Source organism: Sphingomonas rustica, from assembly GCF_039652585.1.
Lineage (GTDB): Bacteria > Pseudomonadota > Alphaproteobacteria > Sphingomonadales > Sphingomonadaceae > Sphingomonas > Sphingomonas rustica.
This window is the reverse complement of the sequence record NZ_JBDIZK010000007.1, coordinates 163,511-188,873: the sequence shown is the minus strand read 5'-3', so window position 1 is coordinate 188,873 and position 25,363 is coordinate 163,511. Positions and strand designations below refer to the sequence as shown.

The 25,363-nt window shown below is 67.2% G+C and carries 26 protein-coding genes; 14 read left to right on the top strand and 12 right to left on the bottom strand.

Annotated features, from left to right (window positions below; genetic code table 11):
• Positions 1-240 precede the first annotated feature (240 nt).
• Complete coding sequence (gene mutS / locus TPR58_RS13275; RefSeq protein WP_346247244.1) at positions 241-2,820, top strand: DNA mismatch repair protein MutS; 2,580 nt, start codon at positions 241-243, stop codon at positions 2,818-2,820.
• 19 nt (positions 2,821-2,839) lie between these two features.
• Positions 2,840-3,727: a Stf0 family sulfotransferase gene (locus TPR58_RS13270; protein ID WP_346247159.1), complete on the top strand. Its 888-nt coding sequence runs from the start codon at positions 2,840-2,842 to the stop codon at positions 3,725-3,727.
• Here the strand turns inward: TPR58_RS13270 and TPR58_RS13265 are convergent.
• From TPR58_RS13265 to uvrB, 5 genes are all read right to left on the bottom strand, one after another.
• Entirely contained in the window at positions 3,724-4,101 is a 378-nt protein-coding gene (locus TPR58_RS13265) for a hypothetical protein (protein ID WP_346247158.1), read from the bottom strand. The two genes, TPR58_RS13270 and TPR58_RS13265, sit on opposite strands and share 4 nt — an antisense overlap.
• Before the next feature lie 480 nt (positions 4,102-4,581).
• Positions 4,582-5,133 carry a hypothetical protein gene (locus tag TPR58_RS13260; RefSeq protein ID WP_346247157.1) on the bottom strand — a complete coding sequence of 184 codons (552 nt, stop codon included), beginning with the start codon at positions 5,131-5,133 and terminating at the stop codon, positions 4,582-4,584.
• A 78-nt stretch (positions 5,134-5,211) separates the two neighbouring features.
• Positions 5,212-5,637, bottom strand: coding sequence for a hemerythrin domain-containing protein (locus tag TPR58_RS13255; RefSeq protein WP_346247156.1), 426 nt, complete (start codon positions 5,635-5,637; stop codon positions 5,212-5,214).
• 151 nt (positions 5,638-5,788) lie between these two features.
• Complete coding sequence (locus TPR58_RS13250; protein ID WP_346247155.1) at positions 5,789-6,916, bottom strand: glycoside hydrolase family 5 protein; 1,128 nt, start codon at positions 6,914-6,916, stop codon at positions 5,789-5,791.
• A gap of 92 nt (positions 6,917-7,008) precedes the next feature.
• Positions 7,009-9,192, bottom strand: coding sequence for an excinuclease ABC subunit UvrB (uvrB, locus tag TPR58_RS13245; protein WP_346247154.1), 2,184 nt, complete (start codon positions 9,190-9,192; stop codon positions 7,009-7,011).
• 237 nt (positions 9,193-9,429) lie between these two features.
• On the opposite strand from uvrB, the gene TPR58_RS13240 reads away from it, so the two are divergent.
• From TPR58_RS13240 to TPR58_RS13225, 4 genes are all read left to right on the top strand, one after another.
• Positions 9,430-9,963: a DUF3617 domain-containing protein gene (locus tag TPR58_RS13240; RefSeq protein WP_346247153.1), complete on the top strand. Its 534-nt coding sequence runs from the start codon at positions 9,430-9,432 to the stop codon at positions 9,961-9,963.
• Positions 9,964-10,083: 120 nt separating this feature from the next.
• Positions 10,084-10,743, top strand: coding sequence for a DUF3617 domain-containing protein (locus TPR58_RS13235; RefSeq protein WP_346247152.1), 660 nt, complete (start codon positions 10,084-10,086; stop codon positions 10,741-10,743).
• The gene (locus TPR58_RS13230) at positions 10,709-11,068 is read left to right on the top strand and encodes a DUF3617 domain-containing protein (protein ID WP_346247151.1); all 360 of its coding nucleotides are present in this window, start codon (positions 10,709-10,711) and stop codon (positions 11,066-11,068) included. The genes TPR58_RS13235 and TPR58_RS13230 overlap by 35 nt, the downstream gene beginning before the upstream one ends.
• A gap of 18 nt (positions 11,069-11,086) precedes the next feature.
• Positions 11,087-11,713 carry a DUF3617 domain-containing protein gene (locus TPR58_RS13225; protein WP_346247150.1) on the top strand — a complete coding sequence of 209 codons (627 nt, stop codon included), beginning with the start codon at positions 11,087-11,089 and terminating at the stop codon, positions 11,711-11,713.
• 70 nt (positions 11,714-11,783) lie between these two features.
• Here the strand turns inward: TPR58_RS13225 and xth are convergent, their stop codons facing one another.
• From xth to TPR58_RS13210, 3 genes are all read right to left on the bottom strand, one after another.
• Complete coding sequence (gene xth / locus TPR58_RS13220) at positions 11,784-12,554, bottom strand: exodeoxyribonuclease III (protein WP_346247149.1); 771 nt, start codon at positions 12,552-12,554, stop codon at positions 11,784-11,786.
• A gap of 25 nt (positions 12,555-12,579) precedes the next feature.
• Positions 12,580-13,284 (bottom strand): Crp/Fnr family transcriptional regulator, encoded by a 705-nt coding sequence (locus TPR58_RS13215; protein ID WP_346247148.1) that lies wholly within the window; start codon positions 13,282-13,284, stop codon positions 12,580-12,582.
• A gap of 231 nt (positions 13,285-13,515) precedes the next feature.
• The gene (locus tag TPR58_RS13210) at positions 13,516-14,640 is read right to left on the bottom strand and encodes a GNAT family N-acetyltransferase (RefSeq protein WP_346247147.1); all 1,125 of its coding nucleotides are present in this window, start codon (positions 14,638-14,640) and stop codon (positions 13,516-13,518) included.
• Between the two features lie 117 nt (positions 14,641-14,757).
• Between TPR58_RS13210 and TPR58_RS13205 the strand changes: the two genes are divergently transcribed.
• Together TPR58_RS13205 and TPR58_RS13200 are read left to right on the top strand one after the other, a co-directional pair.
• A complete protein-coding gene (locus TPR58_RS13205) occupies positions 14,758-15,228 on the top strand; it encodes a DUF2721 domain-containing protein (protein WP_346247243.1) in 471 nt (156 codons plus the stop codon).
• Positions 15,225-15,656, top strand: coding sequence for a DUF4345 domain-containing protein (locus TPR58_RS13200; RefSeq protein ID WP_346247146.1), 432 nt, complete (start codon positions 15,225-15,227; stop codon positions 15,654-15,656). Before TPR58_RS13205 ends, TPR58_RS13200 begins: the two co-directional genes overlap by 4 nt.
• On the opposite strand, the gene TPR58_RS13195 is transcribed toward TPR58_RS13200, so the two are convergent.
• Together TPR58_RS13195 and TPR58_RS13190 are read right to left on the bottom strand one after the other, a co-directional pair.
• The gene (locus tag TPR58_RS13195; protein ID WP_346247145.1) at positions 15,643-17,103 is read right to left on the bottom strand and encodes a carotenoid oxygenase family protein; all 1,461 of its coding nucleotides are present in this window, start codon (positions 17,101-17,103) and stop codon (positions 15,643-15,645) included. The genes TPR58_RS13200 and TPR58_RS13195 overlap by 14 nt on opposite strands.
• A 10-nt stretch (positions 17,104-17,113) precedes the next feature.
• Positions 17,114-17,569, bottom strand: coding sequence for a DUF2141 domain-containing protein (locus TPR58_RS13190; protein ID WP_346247144.1), 456 nt, complete (start codon positions 17,567-17,569; stop codon positions 17,114-17,116).
• A gap of 91 nt (positions 17,570-17,660) precedes the next feature.
• Between TPR58_RS13190 and TPR58_RS13185 the strand changes: the two genes are divergently transcribed.
• The 3 genes from TPR58_RS13185 (at position 17,661) to TPR58_RS13175 (ending at position 21,409) form a co-directional block, all read left to right on the top strand.
• A complete protein-coding gene (locus tag TPR58_RS13185) occupies positions 17,661-18,518 on the top strand; it encodes a LytTR family DNA-binding domain-containing protein (RefSeq protein WP_346247143.1) in 858 nt (285 codons plus the stop codon).
• A gap of 625 nt (positions 18,519-19,143) precedes the next feature.
• On the top strand, positions 19,144-20,958 hold the full coding sequence (locus TPR58_RS13180) for a ribonucleoside-diphosphate reductase subunit alpha (RefSeq protein ID WP_346247242.1): 1,815 nt from the start codon (positions 19,144-19,146) through the stop codon (positions 20,956-20,958).
• A 67-nt stretch (positions 20,959-21,025) separates the two neighbouring features.
• Complete coding sequence (locus TPR58_RS13175) at positions 21,026-21,409, top strand: endonuclease domain-containing protein (RefSeq protein ID WP_346247142.1); 384 nt, start codon at positions 21,026-21,028, stop codon at positions 21,407-21,409.
• Positions 21,410-21,579: 170 nt separating this feature from the next.
• Here the strand turns inward: TPR58_RS13175 and TPR58_RS13170 are convergent, their stop codons facing one another.
• Positions 21,580-21,825 carry a DUF2171 domain-containing protein gene (locus TPR58_RS13170; protein ID WP_346247141.1) on the bottom strand — a complete coding sequence of 82 codons (246 nt, stop codon included), beginning with the start codon at positions 21,823-21,825 and terminating at the stop codon, positions 21,580-21,582.
• A 77-nt stretch (positions 21,826-21,902) separates the two neighbouring features.
• Between TPR58_RS13170 and TPR58_RS13165 the strand changes: the two genes are divergently transcribed.
• The 3 genes from TPR58_RS13165 to TPR58_RS13155 all read left to right on the top strand — a co-directional run bounded on the left by TPR58_RS13165 (position 21,903) and on the right by TPR58_RS13155 (position 23,598).
• Complete coding sequence (locus TPR58_RS13165) at positions 21,903-22,226, top strand: hypothetical protein (protein ID WP_346247140.1); 324 nt, start codon at positions 21,903-21,905, stop codon at positions 22,224-22,226.
• The gene (locus TPR58_RS13160) at positions 22,223-22,444 is read left to right on the top strand and encodes a hypothetical protein (protein ID WP_346247139.1); all 222 of its coding nucleotides are present in this window, start codon (positions 22,223-22,225) and stop codon (positions 22,442-22,444) included. The genes TPR58_RS13165 and TPR58_RS13160 overlap by 4 nt, the downstream gene beginning before the upstream one ends.
• Positions 22,445-22,542: 98 nt before the next feature.
• Positions 22,543-23,598: a ribonucleotide-diphosphate reductase subunit beta gene (locus TPR58_RS13155; RefSeq protein WP_346247138.1), complete on the top strand. Its 1,056-nt coding sequence runs from the start codon at positions 22,543-22,545 to the stop codon at positions 23,596-23,598.
• Between the two features lie 104 nt (positions 23,599-23,702).
• On the opposite strand, the gene TPR58_RS13150 is transcribed toward TPR58_RS13155, so the two are convergent.
• A complete protein-coding gene (locus TPR58_RS13150; RefSeq protein WP_346247137.1) occupies positions 23,703-24,887 on the bottom strand; it encodes an elongation factor Tu in 1,185 nt (394 codons plus the stop codon).
• Positions 24,888-25,363 lie beyond the last annotated feature (476 nt).

Genomic DNA, 25,363 nt, shown 5'->3' with positions numbered 1-25,363 from the left:
CTCCCGGGGGGCTGCGATCCCTTTACGGTCCCCTCCCCCGCGCCGCAACGTTCCGTTTGACTGAGTTATGCTGCGCGATGCTGCAATGCCGGGTTCGCCGGTCCCTTGCCCTCCGCCCACAGGATTATTTGCCGATCCTGCCCGATCCGCGGCCTGGGGCGGTTCCGCCACCGGCATCGAGTCACTATCGAAGCGGGGATGGCCGTGAAGGAATCCCAAAGCGCGAACGCGCCCACCCCGATGATGGCGCAGTATCTGGCGCTGAAGGCGGAGGCGCAGGATTGCCTGTTGTTCTACAGGATGGGCGACTTCTTCGAACTCTTCTTCGAGGATGCGAAGATCGCTTCGGCGACGCTCGACATCGCGCTGACCGCGCGCGGCGAGCATGACGGCGAGCGCATCCCGATGTGCGGCGTGCCGGTCCATGCGATGGACGGCTATCTCGCCCGGCTGATCAAGGCGGGCCACCGCGTCGCCATCGCCAACCAGACCGAGACGCCCGAAGAGGCGAAGAAGCGCGGCGGATCGAAGGCATTGGTTGCACGTGCAATCATTCGCGTGGTCACCGCAGGCACGCTGACCGAGGAATCGCTGCTCGACAGCCGCACCGCCAACTGGTGCGCCGCGATCGGTGAAGTCGGCGGCATGGCGGCGATTGCCTGCGCCGATATCTCGACCGGCCGGTTCGAGGTGATCGAGACCGACCCCGCCCGGATCGCCGCCGAGATCGCACGTCTGTCGCCCGCCGAAACGATCGCGGCCGAGAGCTCCGAAGTCGCCGAGCTGGCGACCGCGCTGCGCCCGCGCGGCGAGTTCGACAGCGCGCGGGGCGAGGCGCGGCTGAAGCAGCTGTTCGGCGTGGCCACGCTGGATGCGTTTGGCCAGTTCTCGCGCGCGGCGCTGGCGGCGGCAGGCGGACTGGTCGCCTATCTCGATCATACCGCCAAGGGATCGCTGCCGTTCCTGCGGCCGCCGCGGGTCAGCCGGACCGAAGCGAGCATGGCGATCGATGCGGCGACGCGCGAGAGCCTGGAGCTGACGGTCAGCGCGGCGGGGACGCGGCGCGGGAGCCTGCTCGACAGCGTCGACCGCACCGTTACCGGCGCCGGCGCGCGGCTGCTGGGCAGCGACATCGCCGCGCCGCTGATGGATCGGAACATGGTCGAGGCGCGGCTCGACCTGGTCCAGCGCTTTCACGACGATGCGGGGCTGCGCGACATGGTGCGCGGGCAGTTGCGCGCCTTGCCCGATATCGGCCGGGCGATCGGGCGGATCGCCGCGGGCCGCGGGTCGCCGCGCGACCTGGGCCAGCTGCGCGACGGGCTGGACGGCGCCTGGCGGCTGGGCGAGCGGCTGATGAAACTGGAGGCGAGCCCGCCGCTGCTGTCCGAGCTTGCGCCGCAGCTCCAGGGGCATGGCGCGCTGGTCGACCTGTTGTCGCGGGCGCTGGTCCCCGAGCCGCCGGTCGATGCCGACAAGGGCGGCTATATCGCCGAAGCCTATGACGCCGCGCTCGACGACCTGCGCGATGCGGGCGCGGGCGGGCGGCGGGTGATTGCGGCACTCGAGGCCGAGTATCGCCAGCGCACCGGCATCGCGGCGCTGAAGATCCGCCACAATGGCGTGCTGGGCTATCATATCGAAGTGCCGGCCAAGGCAGCGGACGCGCTGATGCAGCGTGACAGCGGCTTCACCCATCGCCAGACGCTGGCCGGTGGCGTCCGTTTCAACGCACCGGAGTTGCACGACGCCGCGGTCAAGGTGACGCAGGCCGGGGCGCATGCGCTGGCCGCCGAAGCCGCGCATCTCGAGGAACTGACCACCGCGGCGCTCGACACGCGCGAGGCGATCGCACGGACCGCCGATGCGCTGGCGCGGATCGACGTTGCCGCAGGGCTTGCCGAGCGTGCCGCCGAGGGCGGCTGGGCGCGACCGACTCTGGTCGATCATAGCTGTTTCGAGATCGAGGGCGGGCGCCATCCGGTGGTCGAGGACGCCGTCGCGAAATCGGGCGGTCGCTTCGTCGCGAACGACTGCATGCTGTCCGAGACCAGCCGGTTGTGGCTGGTGACCGGCCCGAACATGGGCGGCAAGTCGACCTTCCTGCGCCAGAATGCGCTGATCGCGGTGCTGGCGCAGGCGGGCAGCTATGTCCCAGCCGCCCGCGCGACGCTGGGGATGATCGACCGGCTGTTCAGCCGGGTCGGCGCGTCGGACAATCTGGCGCGCGGCCGATCGACCTTCATGGTCGAGATGGTCGAGACCGCGGCGATCCTGGCGCAGGCGACGCCGCGCAGCTTCGTGATCCTCGACGAGGTCGGGCGCGGCACCTCGACCTATGACGGGCTGGCGATCGCCTGGGCGGTGGTGGAGGCGATCCATGAGGATAATCGCTGCCGCTGCCTGTTCGCGACCCATTATCACGAGCTGACCCGACTGGCCGAACGATGCGACGCGCTGACGCTGCACCATGTCCGCGCGCGCGAATGGAAGGGCGAGCTGGTCCTGCTGCACGAAGTCGCCGAGGGACCGGCCGACCGCAGCTATGGCCTGGCCGTCGCGCGGCTGGCAGGGCTGCCGCCGATCACGATCAAGCGCGCCAAGGCGGTGCTCGACAAGCTGGAGGCCGGGCGGCAGAAGACCGGAGGGATCGCCGCCGGGCTGGACGACCTGCCGCTGTTCGCCGCGGCGGCGGAAGCCGAGGAGGAAGCGATCGATACGCTGCGCGCGGAACTCGATATGCTGGACATCGACAGCCTGAGCCCGCGCGACGCGCTGGACGCGCTGTATCGGCTGAAGGGGCTGGCGCGCGAGGGTTAGGCGCGTCAGGAAGGGGGCAATGGTGGACAAGCAGCAGCCTCAGGGTCCGGCCCTGCCCCAGGCGGGCGGAGTATACGACCTGGTCGACGACGCCGATTACCCGGCGTGGAACGATCGGCCCCGGCGCACCATCCTGCTGTGCGCGCATCAGCGCACCGGCAGTTCGCTGCTGGGCGAGGCGATGTATTTCGCGGGCGGGATGGGCTGTCCGGTGGAATATTTCCATGGCGGCTTTCGCCCGCGGTTCGAGGCGCGGTGGCACACCAGCGGCGCGGCCGGATTGCTGGAGGCGGCATTTCACCACCGCACCGATCCGGGCGGCACCTTTGCGACGAAATTGTTCTGGAAGGACCTGGTCGGGCTTGCCGGCGAGTTCGAGGGCGGCGACTGGTCGGGCGTGTCCGCCTTGCGCGACGGATCTCCGGACACGGCGCGGCTGGGCGACCTGGGGCACATGCTGCGGATCCGCTTTCCGCAGCCACGCTTCGTCCACCTGTTCCGGCGCGACACGATCCGCCAGGGCCTGTCGCATCATGCAGCGATGGAGACCGGGCGGTGGCGCTGGTGGGGCATGAAGGAGCAGCCGCCGGTCGCCTATGATTTCGACCGGATCCTGAAGTGCGTGATGATCGCGCGGCGGACGCGGACGATGTGGAACGCGCTGTTCGCCGCCAGCGACATCCGGCCGATCGAGATCGCCTATGAGGACCTGCTGGACAATTATGACGCCACGCTGCGCCGCCTGTTCGCCGCGCTGGGGCAGCCCGATGCGGTGCCTCCCCCGCCCCGGCTGAAGCGCCAGACCCGGCCGGAGACCGAAGCCATGCTCCAGCGCTTTCACCGCGACCTGGCGAGCCGGGCCGTGGGCGGCCGGCCGGACAAGGGCGACCGCGCCGACGAGACCTAGGTGCAGAAGCGGTAGATGGTCGAGGTCGTCGTGACGATCCGGCCGCTCGATGCCTGCCAGCGGATCTCGGCGAAGGTCCGGCAGGGATAGGCGCTGCGCTGCAGCACCGCCTGGCTTCCCGACAGCGAGAAGCCCTGGTCGAGCAGCACGCGGCGCGCCTCGGCCTCACTCGATCCCGGGGGGAAGCGGGCGGCGACGCGCCGGGCCAGTTCGGCGCGCTTGGCATCGCCATCTTCGGGCAGGTTGCGGATCAGTTCGGGCTCGCCCAGCGTCAGCAGCCAGCCGGCCGCCAGACCGATCGCGCCCAACCCTACACCGGCGACGATCGATCGCCGCCACCGGAACGGGCGAGGTTCGGCCTGTCGCGGTTCCATGGCGGGTCCTTGTCTGCAGGTGGGCGGACCCGAACGTCCGCCGGAAATGAAAGAGGCCGCCGGATGCCTAGCCAGGCACCCGGCGACCTCCGACATGGTCAGCGGCCGGAAGCTCCAGCCCGGGAGACCATGCGGGCCGCTTGCTGTCGGCTGGCGGGCGTTGACTGGAGGAGGATACCTCCCGCCTGCCGCGGGGACGGAGGGCTTCCGTCCCGTGCCGTCAGCTCAGCGGCGCGTCTCCCGAACGAACTGAACCGACCCCATTGCTGAACCATGAGACATCGGATCACCTCCTTTCGCATGTTGAAGACTGATGTGCACTGCGGCACGTCAACGGTTTGAATCAATGCGCGTTGCAGAACAAGTCTTGTATTTGCACGCGAGTTGAACGATTCTCTTCCGCCTGCCCGAACCGGCAAATCCCGGCCGGGACTCCCCCCCTTCAGCAACGACCGTATGAAAGCCCGCTCGAGACGCGGGTCAGCGGCAATCCTCGGCAACGCGCAGGATCTCGGCATGCGCCGGCAGGACCAGCGGCTGGGTGCCGCCGCCCTCGACCACGAACTTGCCGCGGCTGTAGCCGATCGCATCGATCAGCGAATCCCGAGCGCCGAGGTCGGCGACGCTTTGCGCCGGGGTGCCACCGGCGGGGCGGAAGGCGACCGAGCGCAGCGTGCTGGTGGTGCGGATGGTGAGCGGGCCGGCGACAGTACCCGAGCGCGACAGGGACAGACGCTGCCGTTCGCGGTCGCAGCGGATCGAGAAATCGGCATCGCCATTGGCGCGGCCATAGAGCGCGGTGCCGCCGCGGCTGTCCGCCCGGTAGGTCCAGGCCCCTGGGGTCAGCGGCCAGTCGCGCCATTCGGCCGAGCGCGGCGGCGCAGGCGCCGGGGTCGGCACGGGTGCCGGGGCAGGCGCGGGCGCGGGCCGGGGCGGTTCGGGCGCGACCTTGCCGGGGCCGACACAGCCCGCAAGCACCAGCATCGAGGCCAGGGTGAGCGGGACGACGAGAGACGGGGGGCGACGCGACATCCGACCCTTATGGGGAATGCACCCGCCCCGCTCAACCGGGCATCGGGCCGGACGCGGCAGGAAAGCCGACAGGCCGTGTCATGCGGCGCGCATCAGCACCATGCGTTCGAGCAGCGGATAGAGCGACGTTTCCTCCACGGCGATGCGATCGGCCACGCGACGGGCCATCGCCCGCGTCTCGGCCCCGAAAGTCTCCCAGTCGCGGCTGATCCGCTCGATCGGCCAATCGGCAATGTAGCGCCCGAAACGCTCGCCCATCGCACCATGTTCGCGACGATAGTCCCTGCACGCGGCAATGGCAGTCGCATCGCCCGATTGCGCCAGCCGGTCGTGGATCGCACGGTCCTCCTGCGCGCAATGGTCGAACAAGGCCTGTGCCAGTCGCCAGCGGATCGCCGCAATCGACGCCGCATCGGGCGCAGGATTGGCGACGATCTCCAGCATCCTGTTGATGTCGGTTTCGAGCACGCGGTGCTCATCTCGAAGCTTTGCAAGAATCGGCATCGACGCAGCACCCTGTTGAGCACCTGTCATAGGCGGCGATAGCCCAGTCGTCTTTTACGTAAATGCCCGACGAACATCAGGAATTGTACGGAACGACGATATTGTCGATCGAATTACTTCGAAGATCTGCCGATGTCGGAACGCCGATCCCTCAGCGCGGCGGCAGCGTCGTGGTCGTCACGATCGCGTCGGCGACTCCGGGGACCCAGCCGCCGTCACGGTAGAGGTGCATCGTGTTGGTATAGCCCCAGGCGCAGCTCTGGACCCCTGCCGAGGCGAAGGCGGCGCTGACCATGCCGTAATAGGTCGCGCGCGCGGCATCGGGCCGGCCCTCATAGGCGCCATATTCGCCGGCGAACGGCACCCGACCGGTGGAGGCAATGAAGCCGCGCAGCTTGCCCACCACCCTGTTGAGATCGGCAATATCCTGCGCCGTGCCGAAGTCGTTGCGGACCGAGGGCGTCATCCAGGGCGCGACGTCGAAGCCGAAATTCTGCGGATCGTAATAATGGAAGGTCGGGACGATATTCGGATCCGCCGGGAAGGTCGTGGTCAGCATCACGTCGAGATTGGCCCAGCCGGGCCCGTCGATCACCACCAGCCGGGTCGGGTTGGTCGCGCGCACCGCCGCAAGCGCGGGCGCCTGGATCGCGAGCAGGTTCGACCCGTCCAGCTTGTTCTGCGGTTCGTTGATCAGCTCGAAATAGACGGTCGAGGGATAGTCCTTGAACGTCGCCCCGATCTGCCGCCACATTTCGGCGAAGCGGTCCGCATGGCCGGAGGGATCGGTGAACAGTTCCTCATAATGATGCATGTCGATGATGATCGACAGGTCGGCGGCGACGGCCAGGTCGACGACATGCCTGACCCGTGCCATGAAGGCGGGATCGATCGTGTAAGGCGAGGCCGCCAGCGCATGGGCGGAGAAGCGCGCAGGCAGACGGATGCCGGTAAATCCCTTTGCCTTGATATTGGCGATATCGGCGTCGGCGAAGGCCCGGCCCCAGTCACCCTCGCGCGGTGCCTCGAGCATGTTCGACAGGTTGACGCACTTGCCCAGGCGCAGCGTCCCGCCGGTGGTCGCGACCGCCGCAGGCGCAGGGGTGAAGGCCGAGGCGGCGGGCGTCGGCGTCGGACTGGGGGTCGGGGTTGGCGTGGGCACCGGGGTCGGTGCAGGCGTGGTCGTCCCGCCCCCATCGCCGCTCCCCGAAGCGCCGCCGCTACAGGCGACCAGCCCCAGGATCATCACCGATGTGATCGCCAGTCGCGTCTTTCGCATCATCCGCTCCCCGGCCCGCGCGGATCAGCCCGGCGATGCCCGCCCCGAGGTTAGGGAGTGAACCGCCAGGCGCAAGCGAAACGCGACACCTGCTAGCGCTTCGGGAATTTGCGCTGGGTCTTGCCGAACCGGGTCTTGCGCGTGCCGGGCTTGCCCTCGTTGCTGCGGCCCATGACCGGTGCCTTGCGCTCATCGGCCGGCAGGCCGAGCTCCTCCGCCTCCAGCGAGCGGATCTCGTCGCGCAGCTTGCCCGCCTCCTCGAATTCGAGGTTCGCGGCGGCATTGCGCATCTTCTTTTCCAGTTCCTCGATATAGGCGCGCAGATTGTGGCCGACCATGTGCGGCCGGTCCTCGTCGATCTCGACGGTGACCTGATCCTTCGACGACACATGGGCGATGATGTCGCCGATGTTCTTCTTGATCGTCTCCGGCGTGATGCCGTGTTCGAGATTATAGGCCTGCTGCTTCTCGCGGCGGCGGCCGGTCTCGGCCAGCGCGCGCTCCATGCTACCCGTGACGCGATCGGCGTACAGGATCACCCGCCCCTCGACGTTGCGCGCGGCGCGGCCGATCGTCTGGATCAGCGACGTCTCCGACCGCAGGAATCCCTCCTTGTCGGCATCGAGGATCGCGACCAGCCCGCATTCGGGAATGTCGAGCCCCTCGCGCAGCAGGTTGATGCCGACCAGCACGTCATAGACCCCCAGCCGCAGGTCGCGGATCAGCTCGATCCGCTCCAGCGTCTCGGTATCCGAATGCATGTAGCGGACCTTCACCCCCGCCTCGTGCATATATTCGGTCAGATCCTCGGCCATGCGCTTGGTCAGCGTGGTGACCAGGGTGCGATAGCCCTTGGCGGTGGTCGCCTTGCATTCCTGGATCAGGTCCTGGACCTGTTCCTCGACCGGCTTGATCTCGACCGGCGGATCGATCAGCCCGGTCGGGCGGATGACCTGTTCGACGAAGACGCCGCCGGTCTGCTCCATCTCCCACCCGCCCGGCGTGGCCGAGACATAGGTGGTCTGGGGGCGCATCGCGTCCCATTCGTTGAACCGCAACGGGCGGTTGTCGATCGCCGAGGGCAGGCGGAATCCGAACTCGGCCAGCGTCACCTTGCGGCGGTGATCGCCGCGCGACATGCCGTTGATCTGCCCGATCGTCTGGTGACTCTCGTCGACGAACAGCAGTGCATTCTCGGGCAGATATTCGAACAAGGTGGGCGGCGGTTCGCCGGGCAGGCGGCCGGTTAGGAAGCGCGAGTAATTCTCGATGCCGGCACAGCTGCCGGTCGCGGCGATCATCTCGAGGTCGAAATTGGTGCGCTGCTCCAGCCGCTGATGCTCCAGCAGCTTGCCCTCCGCCTCCAGCTCCTTCAGCCGCTCGGTCAGTTCGTGGCGGATGCCCTCCATCGCCTGCTTCATCGTCGGCCCGGGCGTAACATAATGCGAGTTGGCGAAGACGCGGACATAGTCGAGGCTGGCGACCTTCTTGCCGGTCAGCGGATCGAACTCGGTAATCTCCTCGATATCGTCGCCGAAGAACGAGATCCGCCAGGCGGAATCCTCATAATGCGACGGGAAGATCTCGAGGCTGTCGCCGCGGACGCGGAAATTGCCGCGGGCGAAGGCGGCGTCGTTACGCTTGTACTGGAGCGCGACCAGCTTGCGGATCACCTCGCGCTGGTCGGCGACCTGGCCCTTCTTCAGGTCGAAGATCATCGCCGAATAGGTCTCGACCGAGCCGATGCCGTACAGGCACGACACCGAGGCGACGATGATCACGTCGTCGCGTTCCAGCAGCGAGCGGGTCGCCGAATGGCGCATCCGGTCGATCGATTCGTTCACCGAGCTTTCCTTCTCGATGTACGTGTCCGACCGCGGCACATAGGCCTCGGGCTGGTAATAGTCGTAATAGCTGACGAAATATTCGACCGCGTTTTCGGGAAAGAAGCTCTTGAACTCGCCATAGAGCTGGGCGGCGAGGATCTTGTTCGGCGCCAGGATCAGCGCCGGACGCTGCAGCTCGTGGATCACGCTGGCCATCGTGAACGTCTTGCCCGACCCGGTGACGCCCAGGAGCACCTGATCGCGTTCGCCGGCAAGCGCCTGTTCGACGAGTTCGGGGATCGCCTGGCGCTGGTCGCCCGACGGCTGATAGTCGCTGACCAGCTTGAACGGGCGCCCGCCCTCCAGCTTGTCCGGGCGGCTCGGCCGGTGCGGGACGAAACTCTGCCCGGTTTCCGGCTCGTCGAGGCTGGTGCGAATCTGGATTGCCATAGCCGGCGAATATGGGACGCCGGCGCACGATCGAAAAGAGAGGAACAAAAAATGAACCGGGTCGACATCGCAAAAACATTGCGAGCGAATCGCAAATAAAAAATCGCGTGGCGCCCGGCAGTTGAACGAAACCCGCGGCAGAAATGGTTTCGCAGCCGAACCCAATCCTCACTCGCGCGTTACGCCTTGCGCTGGCGGGCCCCCATTCCGGTGGCTGTCACGAAGAGGGAAAAAAACATGTATCGTTTCGTTCTTGCTCCCGTCGCTCTGGCCCTGGCGCTGAGCGCCTGCAACAAGGAGCCGGAAGTGTCGATGACCAACGCATCGGCCGAAGACGTCGCCAAGGCGGCAAAGGCTGCTGCCCCGAAGATGAAGGGCGGTCAGTGGGAGCTGAAGACCGAGATCGTGTCCGTCGAGATGCCGGGCGCGCCGGCCGGCGTTGCCGATTCGATGAAGAAGCAGGGTGCGAACACCGTGTCGCAGTGCTTCACCGACGAGCAGCTGAACTCGCAGGGCGGCGCGATGGGCAAGATGGGCGACAGCTGCAAGTTCGCCGACTTCAAGATGGGTGATGGCTCGATGAGCGGCACCACGACCTGCAAGCTGCCGCAGGGCGAGGCCACGTCGAAGGTCAAGGGCACCTATGCCGACGACAAGTTCGACTATGAGACCGAGACGAGCTCGTCCATGCCCGGTGGCCAGTCGATGAAGATGACCATGAAGATCGCGGGCCGTCGCACCGGCGACTGCACGCCCCCCAAGACCAACTAAGTTCAATCGAAGATTTGGCTGAGCCTTGCCGAGAAAATCGGCTAGGCTCAGCCAATGACGCGATTTGCACTCGTTCCGATCGGCCTCGCCCTTGCACTCGTCGCCGGGCCGGGCGCTTCGATGTCGAAAGTCGAGGCCGGCTTGCCGTCGGACGGGTGCAATATCGCGACTCCTGAAAGGCTCGGGTCCGGGACGGGATCGACGACGATCTGTCACAGAGTGATGGCCGAATACCAGGCGGCATCGACCCTGCGCCATGGTCCAGGCGAGTTTCCTGCCATGGCCCAATCGGACCCCACGCAGGACGCAGCGGACGCGGGACCGGAAATCTCGATGACCGATGCATCGGCCGAGGAGGTCGCCAAGGCAGCACAGGCTGCAGGTCCCAAGTCACGTGGCGGACAGTGGGAGCTGACGACCGAAATCGTGTCCGCGGAAATTCCGGGCGCCACCCCGGACATCATCGCCAAGATGAAAGAGAAGGGCGCAATCAGCATTTCACAATGCTTTACCGACGGCGAGTTGAGCGCGCCGATCGGCAAGGTGGACCCAAGCTGCAAGTTCGCCGAGTTCAAGATGGGCAGGGGCTGGGTGAACGCCACCACCCTCTGCAAGATGCCGCAGGGCGAGGCCATCGCGAAGATGAAGGGCACCTTTGCCGACGACAGGTTCGATTACGAGGTTCAGACGACCGCGTCGATGGGCGAACAGTCGACGAAGATGACCATGAAGATCGCAGGCCATCGTGCGGGCGACTGCACCCCCGCCAAGAAGAAGTAGGCTCTTCTGCGAACTGGCTGAGCCTGTTTGGACATGCACCGTCTCGCCATTCTCCGCCGACGGACCGCTGATCGGACATGCCGGTCCGCTGCGTCCCCTTGGGCGACGGCGGCTCGTTCGCCGACGTGAAGATGGCAACGGCCCGATCAGCGTCACCATCCTCTGCAAGATGCCCGAGAGCGACGCCACCTCGACGGTCAAGGGCAGCTATTCGGCGGACAGGTTCGACTATGAGACCGAGAATAGCTCGGCTATGGACGGCCGGTCGATGAAGATGACGATCAAGATCGCAGGGCGTCGGACCGGCGACTGCATCCCTGACTAGAAAGGCTAAAGTGCCCAAATGACGCGATTTGCACTCGTTCCGATCAGCCTCGTGCTGGCGCTCAGCGCCTGCGGGCCCAGCGTCTCGATGTCCAACGCCTCGGTCGACGACGTCACCAAGGCGGTGGAGAAATCGGGTATCAAGCAGCCGATGAAGCCGGGCAACTGGGAGATCAAGCTGGAGATGCTCGACGTCGACGGTCCGGGCCTGACCCCGGACAAGAAGGCGGCGATGAAGTCGATGGGCAACCGCACCACCGAACAATGCCTCAACCAGTCGGACGTCGAACGTCCGATGTCCGAGGTGCTGGTCGGCGCGCCGTCGAACGACTGCAAGTTCGCGAAATATGAGATGACCGGGACCAAGGTCGAGTCGGAAATGACCTGTCCGGGCATGACCGGCGAGATCCGGGTCAAGTCGACCGCAACCTATGGCGCGGAGACGTTCAGCGCGGAGGCGGAGACCGAACTGCCGATGCCACAGGGCAAGGCGCACAGCAAGATGCGGATCACCGGCAAGCGCACCGGCGACTGCAAGGCGACGGGCCGCAGCCCGGCACCGGCCGCACCCGCCCCGGGCGCCGCGCCGGCACCCCAGTCGCTCGATGCGCCGACCCCGGCCCCGTCGGGCGCACCGGCCAAGTAACGAAGCGGCGACCCCGGCCCTCCCCTTGCGCGCTCAGCCGCGCGGGAGGGCCGGACCCGCCTGCACCGGTTCAGTCCAGCGTGATCCACACCGGCGCGTGGTCGCTGGTCTTTTCCCAGGCGCGCGCGAACCGATCCACCCCTGCCCCGGCCAGCCGCTTTGCCGCGACCGGGTTCAGCAGGTGATGATCGATGCGCAGCCCGGCATCGCGTTCGAACGCGCCGCGGAAATAATGCCAGAAGGTGTAGATCCGCTCGTCCGGATGAAGCGTGCGCAGCGCGTCGATCCATCCCTGATCGAGCAGCCGCGCATAGGCGGCGCGAACCTCCGGCGCGAACAGCGCGTCGTCGACCCAGCGCTCGGGCTTGTGGACGTCGAGTTCGTTCGGCATCACATTATAGTCGCCGGCAATCACGACCGGGGCATCCATGCCGATCAGCTCGGCCATCCGCGCCTCCAACCGGTCGAACCAGCGCAGCTTGTAGTCGAAGCGCGGGCCCGGCCGGGGATTGCCGTTGGGCAGATACAGCCCGCCGACCAGCACGCCGTCCACCGCCGCCTCGAGATAGCGGCTCTGCTCGTCGGTCGGATCGCCAGGCAGGCCGCGACGGGTTTCCAGCGGATCGCAGCCGCGCGCCAGGATCGCGACGCCGTTCCACCGCGACTGTCCGTGCCAGATCGCGCCATAGCCGGCGGCTTCGATCGCCGCCTGCGGGAACCGGTCCTGCGGCGCCTTGAGTTCCTGGAGGCAGACGATGTCGGGCGCCGCCTCGTCCAGCCAGCGCAGCAGGACCGGCAGCCTGCCGTTGATGCCGTTCACATTATAGGTCGCGATCTTCATGCCCGCACGATGCGCGGGCGGACGATCAGTTCCCTGCCGCCGCCTCCAGCGCGGCGCGGTCGCGGATCGTGACGCCGCGCGCCCCGGGCAAGGCGATCGTTCCCGCCGCCTTCAGCCGGCCCAACTGGCGGCTGACCGTCTCGATCGTCAGTCCCAGGATTTCGGCCATTTCGCCGCGGGTCAACGGCAGGTCGAAGGTCACCGGGCCGAAGCCGGTCGCGCGGCATCCGCTGCCGCGATCCGCCATCGCCAGCAGGAAGGCGGCGACCTTCTCGCCCGCGCTCAGCCGGCCAAGCGCCAGCATCCGGTTCCGGGCCTCGTCCAGCGCAGCGAAGGTCCGCTGGAGCAGCAGCCGCTCCATCCGGACATGATCCTCCAGCACCGCCTCGAACGCGGCGCGGGGGAAGGTGCACAGTTCGACATCGCTCAGCGCGGTCACGGTAACCCCGGCCTCGCCCGGCCAGGGGCGCCCGACGAAATCGGCGGGATAGACCAGGCCGACGATCTGTTCGCGGCCGTCGGCGGTGCCGGCGGTCAGCTTCATCACGCCGGACAGGAGGTTGGCGCAGACCGCATTGTCCTCGCCCGCCCAGATCAGCGTCTCGCCCCGGCGCAGGTGCCGACGGCGGCCGATCCGGTTGAGCGCGGCAAGCTCGCCGTCGCTCAGCGCACCGCACAGCGCCTTGTCGCGCACGGCGCAATCGGCACAGACCAGCATCGCGTTCATCATGCCCGGATAGCGGCCGGTGCCGCGATTGTCGCCCCGTCGGCCCCGGCTTTTTGATCGCGGTCAAGGCGCGAAGGCATCGTCGGACCGATCAGGGTGGTCACAAGGAGACCTGCCATGACCGTCGCCAACGCCCTTTTCGCCCTGATCCTCGCCGCCCCCTGCGCCTTTGCCGCCGTGCTCATGACGCTCAGCATCGAGGATGCCCGGCTCCGGCTGAAGCAGGGCTGATCGCTATTCCGCGTCCGGTTCGGCGGCGGCAGCCGGCGCTTCGGGATTGCCGCTGCGCCGCCACAGCCCGCGCAGCAGACGCGCCGCCAGCCCGCTTGCGCCGGGCCGGATGAACAACCAGTCGCGGATCGCCGGGCCCGCCGCCGCCCCGATCACCTTCTTGTAGCCGCTGTCGCCCGCACCCCAATCGACCCGGGCGGTGCCGTCGGCGACGGCGCGGATCAGGTTGCGATAATAGAGCAGCTTTCCCGGGGAATGCCGGGCGAATTCGGGATCGAAGCTGTTCGCGATCGCATATTTCAGCGTGCCGGCGTTCAGGTCGAACGAGAAGGCCGACGGCTTTCCGTCGACCCGCAGCAGCGCCGCCCACATCATCGCCGAGATCACCGGATCCTGCGCCGCGGCGCGCCAGAAGGCGCCGTGGCCGGCGGGGGTGAATTTCGCGTCGCGGCCGTCGGTGCGGGCGGCGATCCAGCTCTGCTCCTCGATCTCGGCGAGTGCGGCAAAGGCAGCGTCGGTCCAGGCCGCGCCGGTGACGAAGCCCCAGTCGAGCGCGCCATGGCCGGCGAGGTGCTTTTCGTGGAAGCGGTTCTTCTTCAGCGTCGAGGTGCGCGGCCAGGGGCTGTCGGCCCGGGCGGCGTCGATGTCGAGCAGATAGGAGGTGGCGATGAAACGGTCGATCACCGTCCAGCCATTGGCAAGCGCCGCCGCCTTGAGCAGCTCGAACCCGGGATCGCCGTCATGGACCGGCCCCAGCCGAAGCGCGACCACTTCTCGCGCCAAGCGCGGGAGCAGCGCCTCGGCTGCCTCGATCCCGGCATCCTCGCCGACCGGGAAGCTGCGGAACGGCCAGTAGCAGCCGGGCACCGAGGCAAGGCGGAACCGGGCCGGACCATGGCCGACCAGCGGCAGCGCCAGCACCGGCCTGTCCTGACGGCGGACGATCAGCGTGCGCGCGGTCCCGCCATAGGCGGCGAGCGCCGCCGCGAACCAGCCATGACGCAGGAACCGGTGGCTGGGCGCCGCGCGTTCGGCGACCGCATCGATGGCAGGCGACAGGCCGGCGAGGCAGTCGACGGCGTGCACGGGCGCCACATGCTTGAACTGGTCGGGCGGCACCGGCTTCATGCCGGTGCTTTAGCCCCGACCGGTTACCAAGGTGTTTTGAACGGTATCCGGTCTTCCCGCCGCCCTGCGCCATCATGCCGGTCGACTTCGCGCCCGAGCCTTGCCAAGATGGCAGCGATGGAAGGTCCCTATCTCTCCACGGTTTCCGCGACGATCCAGGCCGCGATCGCCCCGGTTTTCCTGCTGGCCGGTATCGGCGCGTTCCTGAACGTGATGGTCGGCCGGCTGGCGCGCATCGTCGACCGGGCGCGCGATATCGAGAAATTGCATCCGCGCTCGACCGGGCCCGAGCATGAACGCCATGTCTGGGAATTGCGGATCATCGACCAGCGCATCTCGGTCATCAACAACGCCATCTTCCTGTGCGTCGCCAGCGGCCTGGCGATCTGCCTGGTCGTCGCCGCGCTGTTCGTCGCGCGGATCGCCGGATGGCATCTGGGCGGCTGGGTCGCGGCCTTCTTCATCATGTCGATGCTGCTGCTGATGGGCGGGCTGATCTATTTCCTGATCGAGGTGCGCATGTCGCTGAAGGCGATCCATGTGCGCGAGGAATTGCTGGAACTCGACCGCAAGCCGCGCCGGCGATGAGCCCGCAGGGCGAGCGCCGGCTGTTGCAGACGGCGGTCGCGATCGTCACGCTGGTGCCGCTGAGCGTGGCGAGCCTGAGCATCCTGCGCGGCGCGGGCTGGCTGGCAGAATCGCCGGTTCCGCGCGATCTCGACAGCCATTTCCGCTACCTGTCGGGCATCTTCCTGGCGCTGGGCATCGCCTATGCCAGTTGCATCCCGCGGATCGAGGCGACGACGGCGCGGTTCCGGCTGCTCGGGCTGATGGTGATCGCCGGCGGGCTCGCCCGCGCGCTGTCGCTGGTCGAGGCCGGGCCGCCCTCGACCGGTCATCTGGTCGGCCTGGGCATCGAGCTGGGCATCGTGCCGCTGATGATCGCGTGGCAGGCGCGGGTCGCCCGCCGCTGGCACGAGCGCGGCGGGCCCGGCGGAGCGATCAGCCCCGCCTGAACGTCCCGTGGAAGCCGACCGGGAGCGCGAGATCGGCGCGCCAGCTGGCGATCGGTCCGGCCTCGACATGCGATGCGTCGAACAGATGCAGCTCGGTCGCGCGCGCGTCGAGATTGACCGTCGTGCCGATCAGCCAGCCGCCTTCGTCGCTGGCCTTGCGCGGCACGAACAGGAATTCCTCGACCAGCTGGCTGGCGCCGAAATCATGGGTCGCGGTGCGCCCGGTCTGCCAGTCATGGACGCCGACGCCGCGTGCGAGCGGCCGGTCGGCCTGATAGAGGCCGGTGAACGCAGTGTAGCGGCGGGGAAGACCGGCGCGGCGCTTGTCGTTCTGGGGGAATTCGGCCTTCACCCCGGTGGGAATCAACTCCGCGCGGCCACCGGCATGAAGCGCGATCATCGTCAGCATCGGCGACGGCGTCGGCTCGTGGCGGCCGACCAGCAGGTCCGACGCCTCGCGCACCACGAACTCCGGGCTGCTGGTCAGGCAGCCGTCGAAGCGGATCGTCCCGTCGCGCTCCTCCCAGGCATCGGCGAGGTGGAAGAAGGAGAAGGCAGGCAGGTCGAAGACGCGCTGGCGGGTGGGATCGTCCTTGTCGATCACCACCACCTGGCTGCCGAGATCGGGCTGCCATTCCATGCCGGCGGTCACGGGCGTGCTGGTGCGCACATGCACCCAGGGCTGGAGCACCACCACCAGATGCCGGGCCGTCGCGGTGAAGTCATGGACATAGCTGGCGCGCGGCAGGCGGATCATGTGGGTGTCGACCAGCGTGCCGTCGGGGCGCAGCTTCCACAGGATGGCGTTGGCGCCCGCCATGCCGAGATTCCACACCGTGCCGTCGGGCTCGACCCGCGGATGGGCGAGGAACGGCATCTGGGCGAGGTCGGGGCGGAAGGTCTTGGGACCGAGCGATTCCAGCGTCGTGGGGTCGAGCCGCCAGGCCGAGCCGCCCTCCCACAGCGCCCAGAGTTCGCCGCCGGCCAGCATCACGCTGGTATTGGCGGCATTGACCGCGTCGGGCCCCGACACGACTGCGCCGGGGCGGGCCGGCGTGCCGAAGCCGGGCAGCAGCATCTCGCCGGCCTTCGCCTCCTGCCGGCGCTTGGGCGTGTCGACGAACCGCGCCGCCAGCCGCGCCTCGCCGTCCGCGATGGCGAAGCGGCGGACCAGCCCGTCGCCGTCGAACCAGTGCGTCGCGGCGGTCGCGCCGCGGCGGAACTTGGCCGGGCCGTTGCGATAGAGCAGGCCGCGAAACTCGGCGGGCGCGCGGCCATGGATCCGGCGCAACGTGCGCGGGGCGACGTCGCCCTCGACATCGGCGACGCCCAGCGTCCAGTCGACCGGCAGCGTCGCGGCAAAGGCGCGCTCGGGCGGCAGCAGCATCGCCGCGCCGGCAAACAGGCCGGCACCAAGCATTTCGCGACGGGCAATAATCGGGGTCATTCGCAAAGCCTCAGCGCAGCGTGATCGTCTGGACGGCGTCGGCGGCGCCGAAATCGAAGCTGGCCGCATCCCAGTCGGGCGACTTGCCGGCACCCATCGCATCGCGCGAAAAGCCATAGGGCTCGATCGGGATGCCGAAGGGGTTGGTGGTCAGCTTCATGTCGCCGTCGAGATCCTGGAAGACCTTGATGCCGTAGTGGCCGGATGCGAGGCCGGGCACCTTGACCTCGTGCGACTGGCCGACGGGCAGCATCGCCACCCGTGCCGGGGCGCCGCCTGCCCAGCTGGCGGCATCGGCATAGACCGCGATCAGGATCGTGCCGCGTTCCTGCTTCACGCCCTCGAACTTCAGGGTCAGCGTCGAACCGGCGGCGGATGAGGGCGCGGCCGCCGGAGCCGTCTGGGCGGAGGCGGCGATCGGGGCCGTAGCGAGCATCAGGGCGGCGATCAGCGGGCGGGCGAACATGGCGTGCCTTTCAAAAACTTGGGTTCGACATCGTCCCGATGCCGCAGCTAGGGTCGCGCGTCATCCGAATTTGCGTGACCCGGGGGATAGGATGCGTGAGCTGCAGGACGTCGCCACTGGCGCTTCGCGAACGGGGGGTGTCCCCTATGGCAACCACCGGCGCAGCTTCCTGATCGCGACGATCGCGGCGGTGCTGATGACCGCCGTCGGTGCGTTCGGAACCAGCCAGGCGCCGCTGCTGCCGCGACTGGCCTATTGGCTGATCATCATGGAATGCGGCGCGATGATCGGACTGGGCGCGTCGACCGGGATCGCCGCCTGGGGGCGGCTGCGCCAGCGGCCCTGGCTGGAGGGACTGGCGATCAGCGTGGCGATCGCGGCGCCGCTGACGCTGGTTGTGATTGGTGCGACACTCGCCTTTTTCGGCGGCGCCGCGCCGCGGCCGGAGGCGGTGCTGCGCTTCTTCGGCTTCGTGTGGATGATCGGCGCCGCGATCACCGCGATCACCATCGCGACCAACCGCAGCGCGCTGCCGATGCCGATGCCGGGGACGCTGCCCGGCGCGGACTCTGCGCCGCTGCCCGCACCGGCGGAACCGGCACCCGCCCCGCCAGTCCCGGACGAAACGATCCGGCCGAGGCTCAGCGACCGCCTGCCCCCGCATCTGCGCAGCGCGTCGATCCATGCGCTGCAGGCGGAGGACCATTATCTGCGGATCCACACCGACGCGGGGACCGAGCTGATCCTGATGCGCCTGGGCGACGCGGTGCCCGAGCTCGAAGGCGTGGAGGGCGCGCGCACGCATCGCAGCTGGTGGGTGGCGCGCGCCGCGATCCGCGAGGTGACCCGGTTGGACGGCCGCGCCGAACTGACGCTGCCGGGCGGCGTCGTCGCGCCGGTCAGCCGGTCGGCCTATCCGGCGCTGCGCGACGCGGGCTGGTTCGCCTAGGCGGGCGAATAGATCGTCCCATATCTCCGAATCGGAGGTTTCGCCTCCGATGCGCTGGATCCGCGTTTCGGCACCGCGAAATGTGACGATCGCAATCGCCGGGCCGGTCGGCGGCGGAGTTGCCCACAGAAAAGATTTTTTCGTGGATCGGGGGCTTTCAGGCCTTGCGTTTCCGCAACCCCGTGGAAGTCCGTGCGTCGCTGCGTCGCACCGTTTGGAACCGTCTGCGAAACGACTCGTTTTAGCGACGAACCGAGTCCCCCGTTCGCGAATTAACATCTTGTGCACGGATTCAAGATGGCACAATCTATAGTGGTTGCTGTGAGGGGCGAACTCTAGCACTGGTAGTTTGGACGGCACGACACCATGTCGTGATCGGGCGAATGGCCCATTGTCGCGCGGCGGTTGGACATCTTTTGTTCCCGCGCGCAGCCAGGTCGATGATATCATCGGACCTTCGCCCCGAGTCGCATCTGCGGGCCTCGCAGGAGGCTGAGTGAGTGTCAGTTTTCAGGGGCAGATCGTTATGGAATTCAGGGACACCGAAAGCAGCGTGAACGCCATCACCACCGACACCGTCGCCGCACCGGCAGACACCAAGCCGAAGGCCAAGAAAGCCAACGACATGGACTCGCACGCCATCGCGCCGAAGCTGTATTCGGTCGAGGTCGATCACAGCCGCGACGCGCTGCTGACCGAGTTCGGCAAGGAGACGCTGAAGGACCGTTACCTGCTGCCGGGCGAGAGCTTCCAGGATCTGTTCGTGCGAGTCGCATCGGCCTATGCCGACGACCAGGCGCATGCCCAGCGCCTCTACGACTATATCTCGCGCCTGTGGTTCATGCCGGCGACGCCCGTGCTGTCGAACGGCGGCACCGGCCGCGGCCTGCCGATCAGCTGCTATCTGAACTCGGTCCCCGACAGCCTTGAAGGCATCGTCCAGACCTGGAACGAGAATGTCTGGCTGGCCGCGCGCGGCGGCGGCATCGGCACCTATTGGGGGTCGGTGCGCGGCATCGGCGAACCGGTCGGCCTGAACGGCAAGACCAGCGGCATCATTCCGTTCGTCCGCGTGATGGACAGCCTGACGCTGGCCATCTCGCAAGGCTCGCTGCGCCGCGGGTCGGCCGCGACCTATCTCGACATCTCGCATCCCGAGATCGAGGAGTTCCTCGAGATTCGCAAGCCGTCGGGCGATTTCAATCGCAAGGCGCTGAACCTGCACCACGGCGTGCTGATCCCCGACGCCTTCATGGAGGCGGTCCGCGACGGCGCCGAATGGACGCTGCGCAGCCCCAAGGACCAGTCGGAGCGCGGCAAGGTGGACGCGCGCGCGCTGTTCCAGAAGCTGGTCGAGACCCGCCTGGCGACCGGCGAGCCGTACATCGTGTTTTCCGACCATGTGAACAACACGATGCCCAAGCATCACCGCGACCTGGGCCTGAAGGTCTCGACCTCGAACCTGTGTTCCGAGATCACGCTGCCCACCGGCCGCGACCATCTGGGCAACGACCGCACCGCAGTGTGCTGCCTGTCGTCGCTGAACCTGGAAACCTGGGACCATTGGAAGGACGCCAAGGGCTTCATCGAGGACGTCATGCGCTTCCTCGACAACGTCCTGACCGACTATATCGATCGCGCCCCCGACGAGATGGCGCGGGCGCGCTATTCGGCCGGTCGCGAGCGTTCGGTCGGACTGGGCGTGATGGGCTTCCACTCGTTCCTGCAGGCGCGCGGCCTGCCGTTCGAGGGCGGCACCGCCAAGAGCTGGAACAATCGCATCTTCAAGCACATCAAGGGCCAGGTCGACGAAGCGTCGATGCAGCTGGCGGTCGAGCGTGGCCCCTGCCCCGACGCGGCCGACATGGGCGTGATGGAGCGGTTCAGCTGCAAGATGGCGATCGCGCCGACCGCGTCGATCTCGATCATCTGCGGCGGCACCTCGGCCTGCATCGAGCCGATCCCGGCGAACATCTATACCCACAAGACGCTGTCGGGCTCGTGGTCGGTGCGCAATCCGTTCCTGGAAAAGCTGCTGATCGAGAAGAGCAAGAATTCCGACGCGGTGTGGAATTCGATCCTCGAACAGGGCGGCTCGGTCCAGCATCTCGACTTCCTCAGCGCCGAGGAAAAGGACGTGTTCAAGACGTCGTTCGAGATCGACCAGCGCTGGATCCTGGAACTGGCGGGCGACCGCGCGCCGTTCATCGACCAGGCGCAGTCGCTCAACCTGTTCATCCCGGCCGATGTCGAGAAGTGGGACCTGCTGATGCTCCACTTCCGCGCGTGGGAGCTGGGCATCAAGTCGCTCTACTATCTGCGCTCCAAGTCGGTGCAGCGCGCCGGCTTCGCGGGCGGCGTCGAAGCCGACAACACGCCGGACCTGCGCGAGATCCAGGTGGAATCGCGCGACTATGACGAATGCCTGGCGTGCCAGTGAGGTGCGCGGGCTAGGCGAAGCCGGGACGCCCTCCCCCCGTGTGGGGGAGGGTGGGGTGCGGGGAGATATGGAAGGTCTGACCAAGCGTCAGCGACTTCCTGCCCTGACCCCTTTTTGGTCGCGCGAACTACGCCGCAACGCGGGCGAGCCGGAACGGGTGATGAAGCGCGCACTGCGCGAAGCATTGCCGGATGCGAAGTTCCGCCATCAGGTTCCCATCGGGGCCTATCATGCGGATTTTTGTTCGCATGGGGCGAAGCTGATCGTCGAAATCGACGATGCGTCCCATGCAGAACGACGCGGGCTCGACGATGTGCGGACCCGCTTCCTGAACGACGAAGGCTATCGGGTGATCCGGTTCTGGAACAACGAGGTGATGGAGAATCGCGATGGCGTCCTTGCCGCGATCGCGGGCCATTTGCCTGCGCACCTGCGCGGGAGCTTTTCGTGATCCGACAGCCCCCTCACCCTTCCGCGGCTTCGCCGCTCCCTCCCTCTCCCACAAGGGGAGAGGGAAAGGTGGCAGTGACCTCCCTCTCCCCTTGTGGGAGAGGGAAGGGGCCCGCGCGCATCGCGCGTGGGAAGGGTGAGGGGGACTTGCCCGAAGTGTTGCCTAACGCGTCACTCTGCCTCTTCTTCGAACGACAGGGCGTTCGCGCCGGTGGCGCTCAGGCGGACCTTGTCGCCTTCGATCGCGGCGACCAGGCCGAGCGGGAGGGTGTGGTGGTGCCCCTCGTGCGACCCTTCGCCGCTGTCGGCCTTGGTGAGCTTGATCTTGTCGCCCTCGACCCGGTCGACGGTGCCGACATGGACGCCGTCGGCACCGATCACTTCCATATGTTCCTTGATCTGGCTCGCATCGGTCATGGTTGGTCTCCTTGGTGGAATCGGGGGCACAACGCCGCATGTGAGCAAAACGATGCACCGGCCGAACGGAGGATAGCATGACTCGTACCCGCACCGTCATTGCGCTCGGCGCGCTTGTCCTGCTCGCCGGCTGCGCGACCCAGGTGCCCGCCGGCGTCAGCCCCTCCGCGCCCGGCTTCCTGATGGGCCTGTGGCACGGGTTCATCTTCCCGGTCGCCTGGTTCCTCAGCCTCGTGATGCCCGATGTCGCGGTCTATGCCGTGCCCAATAACGGCGGCTGGTACGATTTCGGCTATTTCATCGGCATCTGCTTCCTGGGCGTCGGCGCGCATGGCACGCGCACCCGCATCGTCTATCGCGACCGCCCGGCGCGCCGCGGCACGGTGATCGACCACGAATGAGCCGCGGGCTGATCCTGATGGCCGGCCTGGCCGGTGTCGCGGGGACGGCGGGGCTGACCGCGCTGGTCCGCCCCGGTGCTGCGCGGCGCGTGCTGCGCCTGCCCGCGCGTGCCGAGACCGTCTATGCGCTGCGCATCGGCGGGATGATGGCCCTCGCCCTCGGCCTGCTGCTCGGCGGCTTTGCCGCGACCCTCACTCTGTCGGGCGCGGCCGCATGACGCGTCGCCCGCCCACGATTCCGACCCTTTCGGTCCCGCCTGCCATGGCAGGCGCCACCGCCCCCACCCATATTCAGTTCGCCCAGGAGTAACCCCCCATGCCTCTTCTCGAAGCCCGCAAGCAGTACAAGCCGTTCGAATATCCCTGGGCCTATGACTTCTGGAAGCGCCAGCAGCAGATCCACTGGATGCCGGAGGAAGTGCCGCTGGGCGAGGATTGCCGCGACTGGGCGCAGAAGCTCGACGCGACCGAGCGCAACCTGCTGACGCAGATCTTCCGCTTCTTCACCCAGGCCGATGTCGAGGTGCAGGACTGCTATCACGAGAAATACGGCCGGGTGTTCAAGCCGACCGAGATCAAGATGATGCTGGCCGCCTTCTCCAACATGGAGACGGTGCACATCGCGGCATACAGCCACCTGCTCGACACGATCGGCATGCCCGAGAGCGAATATGGCATGTTCCTCGAATATGCCGAGATGAAGGACAAGCACGACTATCTGCAGCGCTTCACCGTCGACACCGACGAGGATATCGCGCGCACGCTGGCGATGTTCGGCGGCTTCACCGAGGGGCTGCAGCTGTTCGCCAGCTTCGCGATGCTGATGAACTTCCCGCGCTTCAACAAGATGAAGGGCATGGGCCAGATCGTCAGCTGGTCGGTGCGCGACGAGAGCCTGCACTGCGAAGGCATCACCCGCCTGTTCCACGCCTTCGTCAAGGAGCGCGATTGCCTGACCAAGGCGGTGCGCGAGGACATCATGGACGTGTGCCAGACCACCGTCCGCCTGGAGGATGCATTCATCGACCTGGCGTTCGAGCAGGGCCCGGTGCCCGGCATGACGCCCAAGGAGATCAAGAAGTATATCCGCTACATCGCCGACTGGCGGCTGGGCCAGCTGGGCTTCAAGCCGATCTACATGATCGAGGAGCATCCCCTGCCCTGGCTCGCCCCGCTGCTGAACGGCGTCGAGCATGCGAACTTCTTCGAACAGCGCGCGACCGAATATTCGAAGGGCGCGACCCGCGGCAGCTGGAACGAGGTATGGGACAGCTTCGACAAGCGCCAGAACGCCAAGGCCGAAAAGCCGGCGAACGAGGACGCGACCGGCGGGGACGACATGTTCTCGAAGGCGGGGATCGCGGCGGAGTAACTGCCCGCCGGACATGCGAGCGACCGCATGTCGGATCATTGCCCCTCAAGTGAACGCCCGGCTCCGGAGTCTCCTCCGAAGCCGGGCGCCCCTGGCGGCGATGCCTACGTCTCCACCGTGGTGACGACGCCGGCACCGACGGTCTTGCCGCCCTCGCGGATCGCGAACCGCACACCCGGCTCGATCCCGACCGCGCGGTTCAGCTCGAAGCCGATCTCGGCCTGATCCCCCGGTGCAACCTGTGCGCCGTCATCGGTGAGGATGACGCCCGTCACATCGGTCACGCCGAAGAAGAATTGCGGCCGATACCCGCTGTCGAACGGCGTGTGCCGCCCGCCTTCCTCATGAGTCAGGACGAAGATCTGCGCCCTGCCCTTTCGCTGGGCGCGGATCACGCCCGGCGCGCTGAGGACCTGACCGCGAACGACATCGTCCCGCTTCAGTCCCCGAAGCAAGAGGCCGACGTTCATGCCGGCCCGCGCCTCGGGCACATCCTTGCGGAACGACTGGGTTCCGGTGACGATCACCTGACCCGCCTCGTCCATGCCGACGATCTCGACGGCATCGCCAACCTTAAGCACGCCGCGTTCGACACGACCGGACACGACCGTGCCGCGACCCGGAATGGTGTGAACACCCTCGATCGGCATCATGAACGGGCTCTCATAATCCCGCACGGGGTCGGGAATATGAACGTCGAGCGCGGCCACCAGTTCGACGATCGCGGCGACTGCCGGATCATCGAGATCGCCGCGCATCGCCGCGTCCAGCGCACCGAGCGCGGTACCGAACACGAACGGCGTGTCGGCATAACCGTGCGCGGCGAGCAGTTCGCCCGTCTCGAGTTCGATGAGCGCCTTCATGTCCTCCCGGTCTTCCGGGGGAACCGCGTCCATCTTGTTCACGAACACCACCATGTGGCGCACGTTCACCTGACGCGCGAGCAGGACATGCTCGATCGTCTGGCGTGCAGCGCCCTTGGTGCCGTCGACGAGCAGGATCGCGCCATCCATCTGCGAGGCGCCGGTGATCATGTTCTTCACATAATCGGCGTGCCCGGGGCAATCGATGTGCGCATAGTGCCGCGTCTCGGACTCATATTCGACATGGCTGGTGTTGATCGTGATGCCGCGCGCCTTCTCCTCGGGTGCCTTGTCGATCTGATCGAACGACAGGGCCTGCCCACCCAACCGGGCCGCCTGGACCTGAGTGATCGCGGCGGTCAGCGTGGTCTTGCCATGATCGACATGGCCGATGGTTCCGACATTCACGTGCGTCTTGATAGGCATGGTTTCCTCCTGCCTGTTGTGGGCGCCGACGGACCCGGTTGGCCAAACCGGGCCCGGCGGCCATTGGCATTGGCGCGCCAATCTCGTGGTCGGGCGGCGACGGTCGTAGCCGCCCGGAAATGAAAAGAGCCCGCTACCGGGGACCGGGCGGGCTCTCGACAAGGTGCGAGATCCGGGGTCCTGTGGAAGCGTCCCCCGGCAAGATGCGGGGCGTCAGCTCATGCCGAACAGTCGTGCGTCGACGGGGCACGATCCGAGGTGCGGCTGCGGAGCGACAATGATGATTGCGGCATTGATCATAACGGACTCCGCCAGCGCGACAGTGCACTGATAATAAAAAACCCTGGAGGCGCCGGGCCATCCAGGGTCTTGCGAGTCCGGGAGGCCAAGGCCTCCACGACGAGCGTCAGAGGCGTATCAGAATTCGATCGGGTACAGCATTCCATCGCGGGAATTACCCGACGCGATGTTCAGCA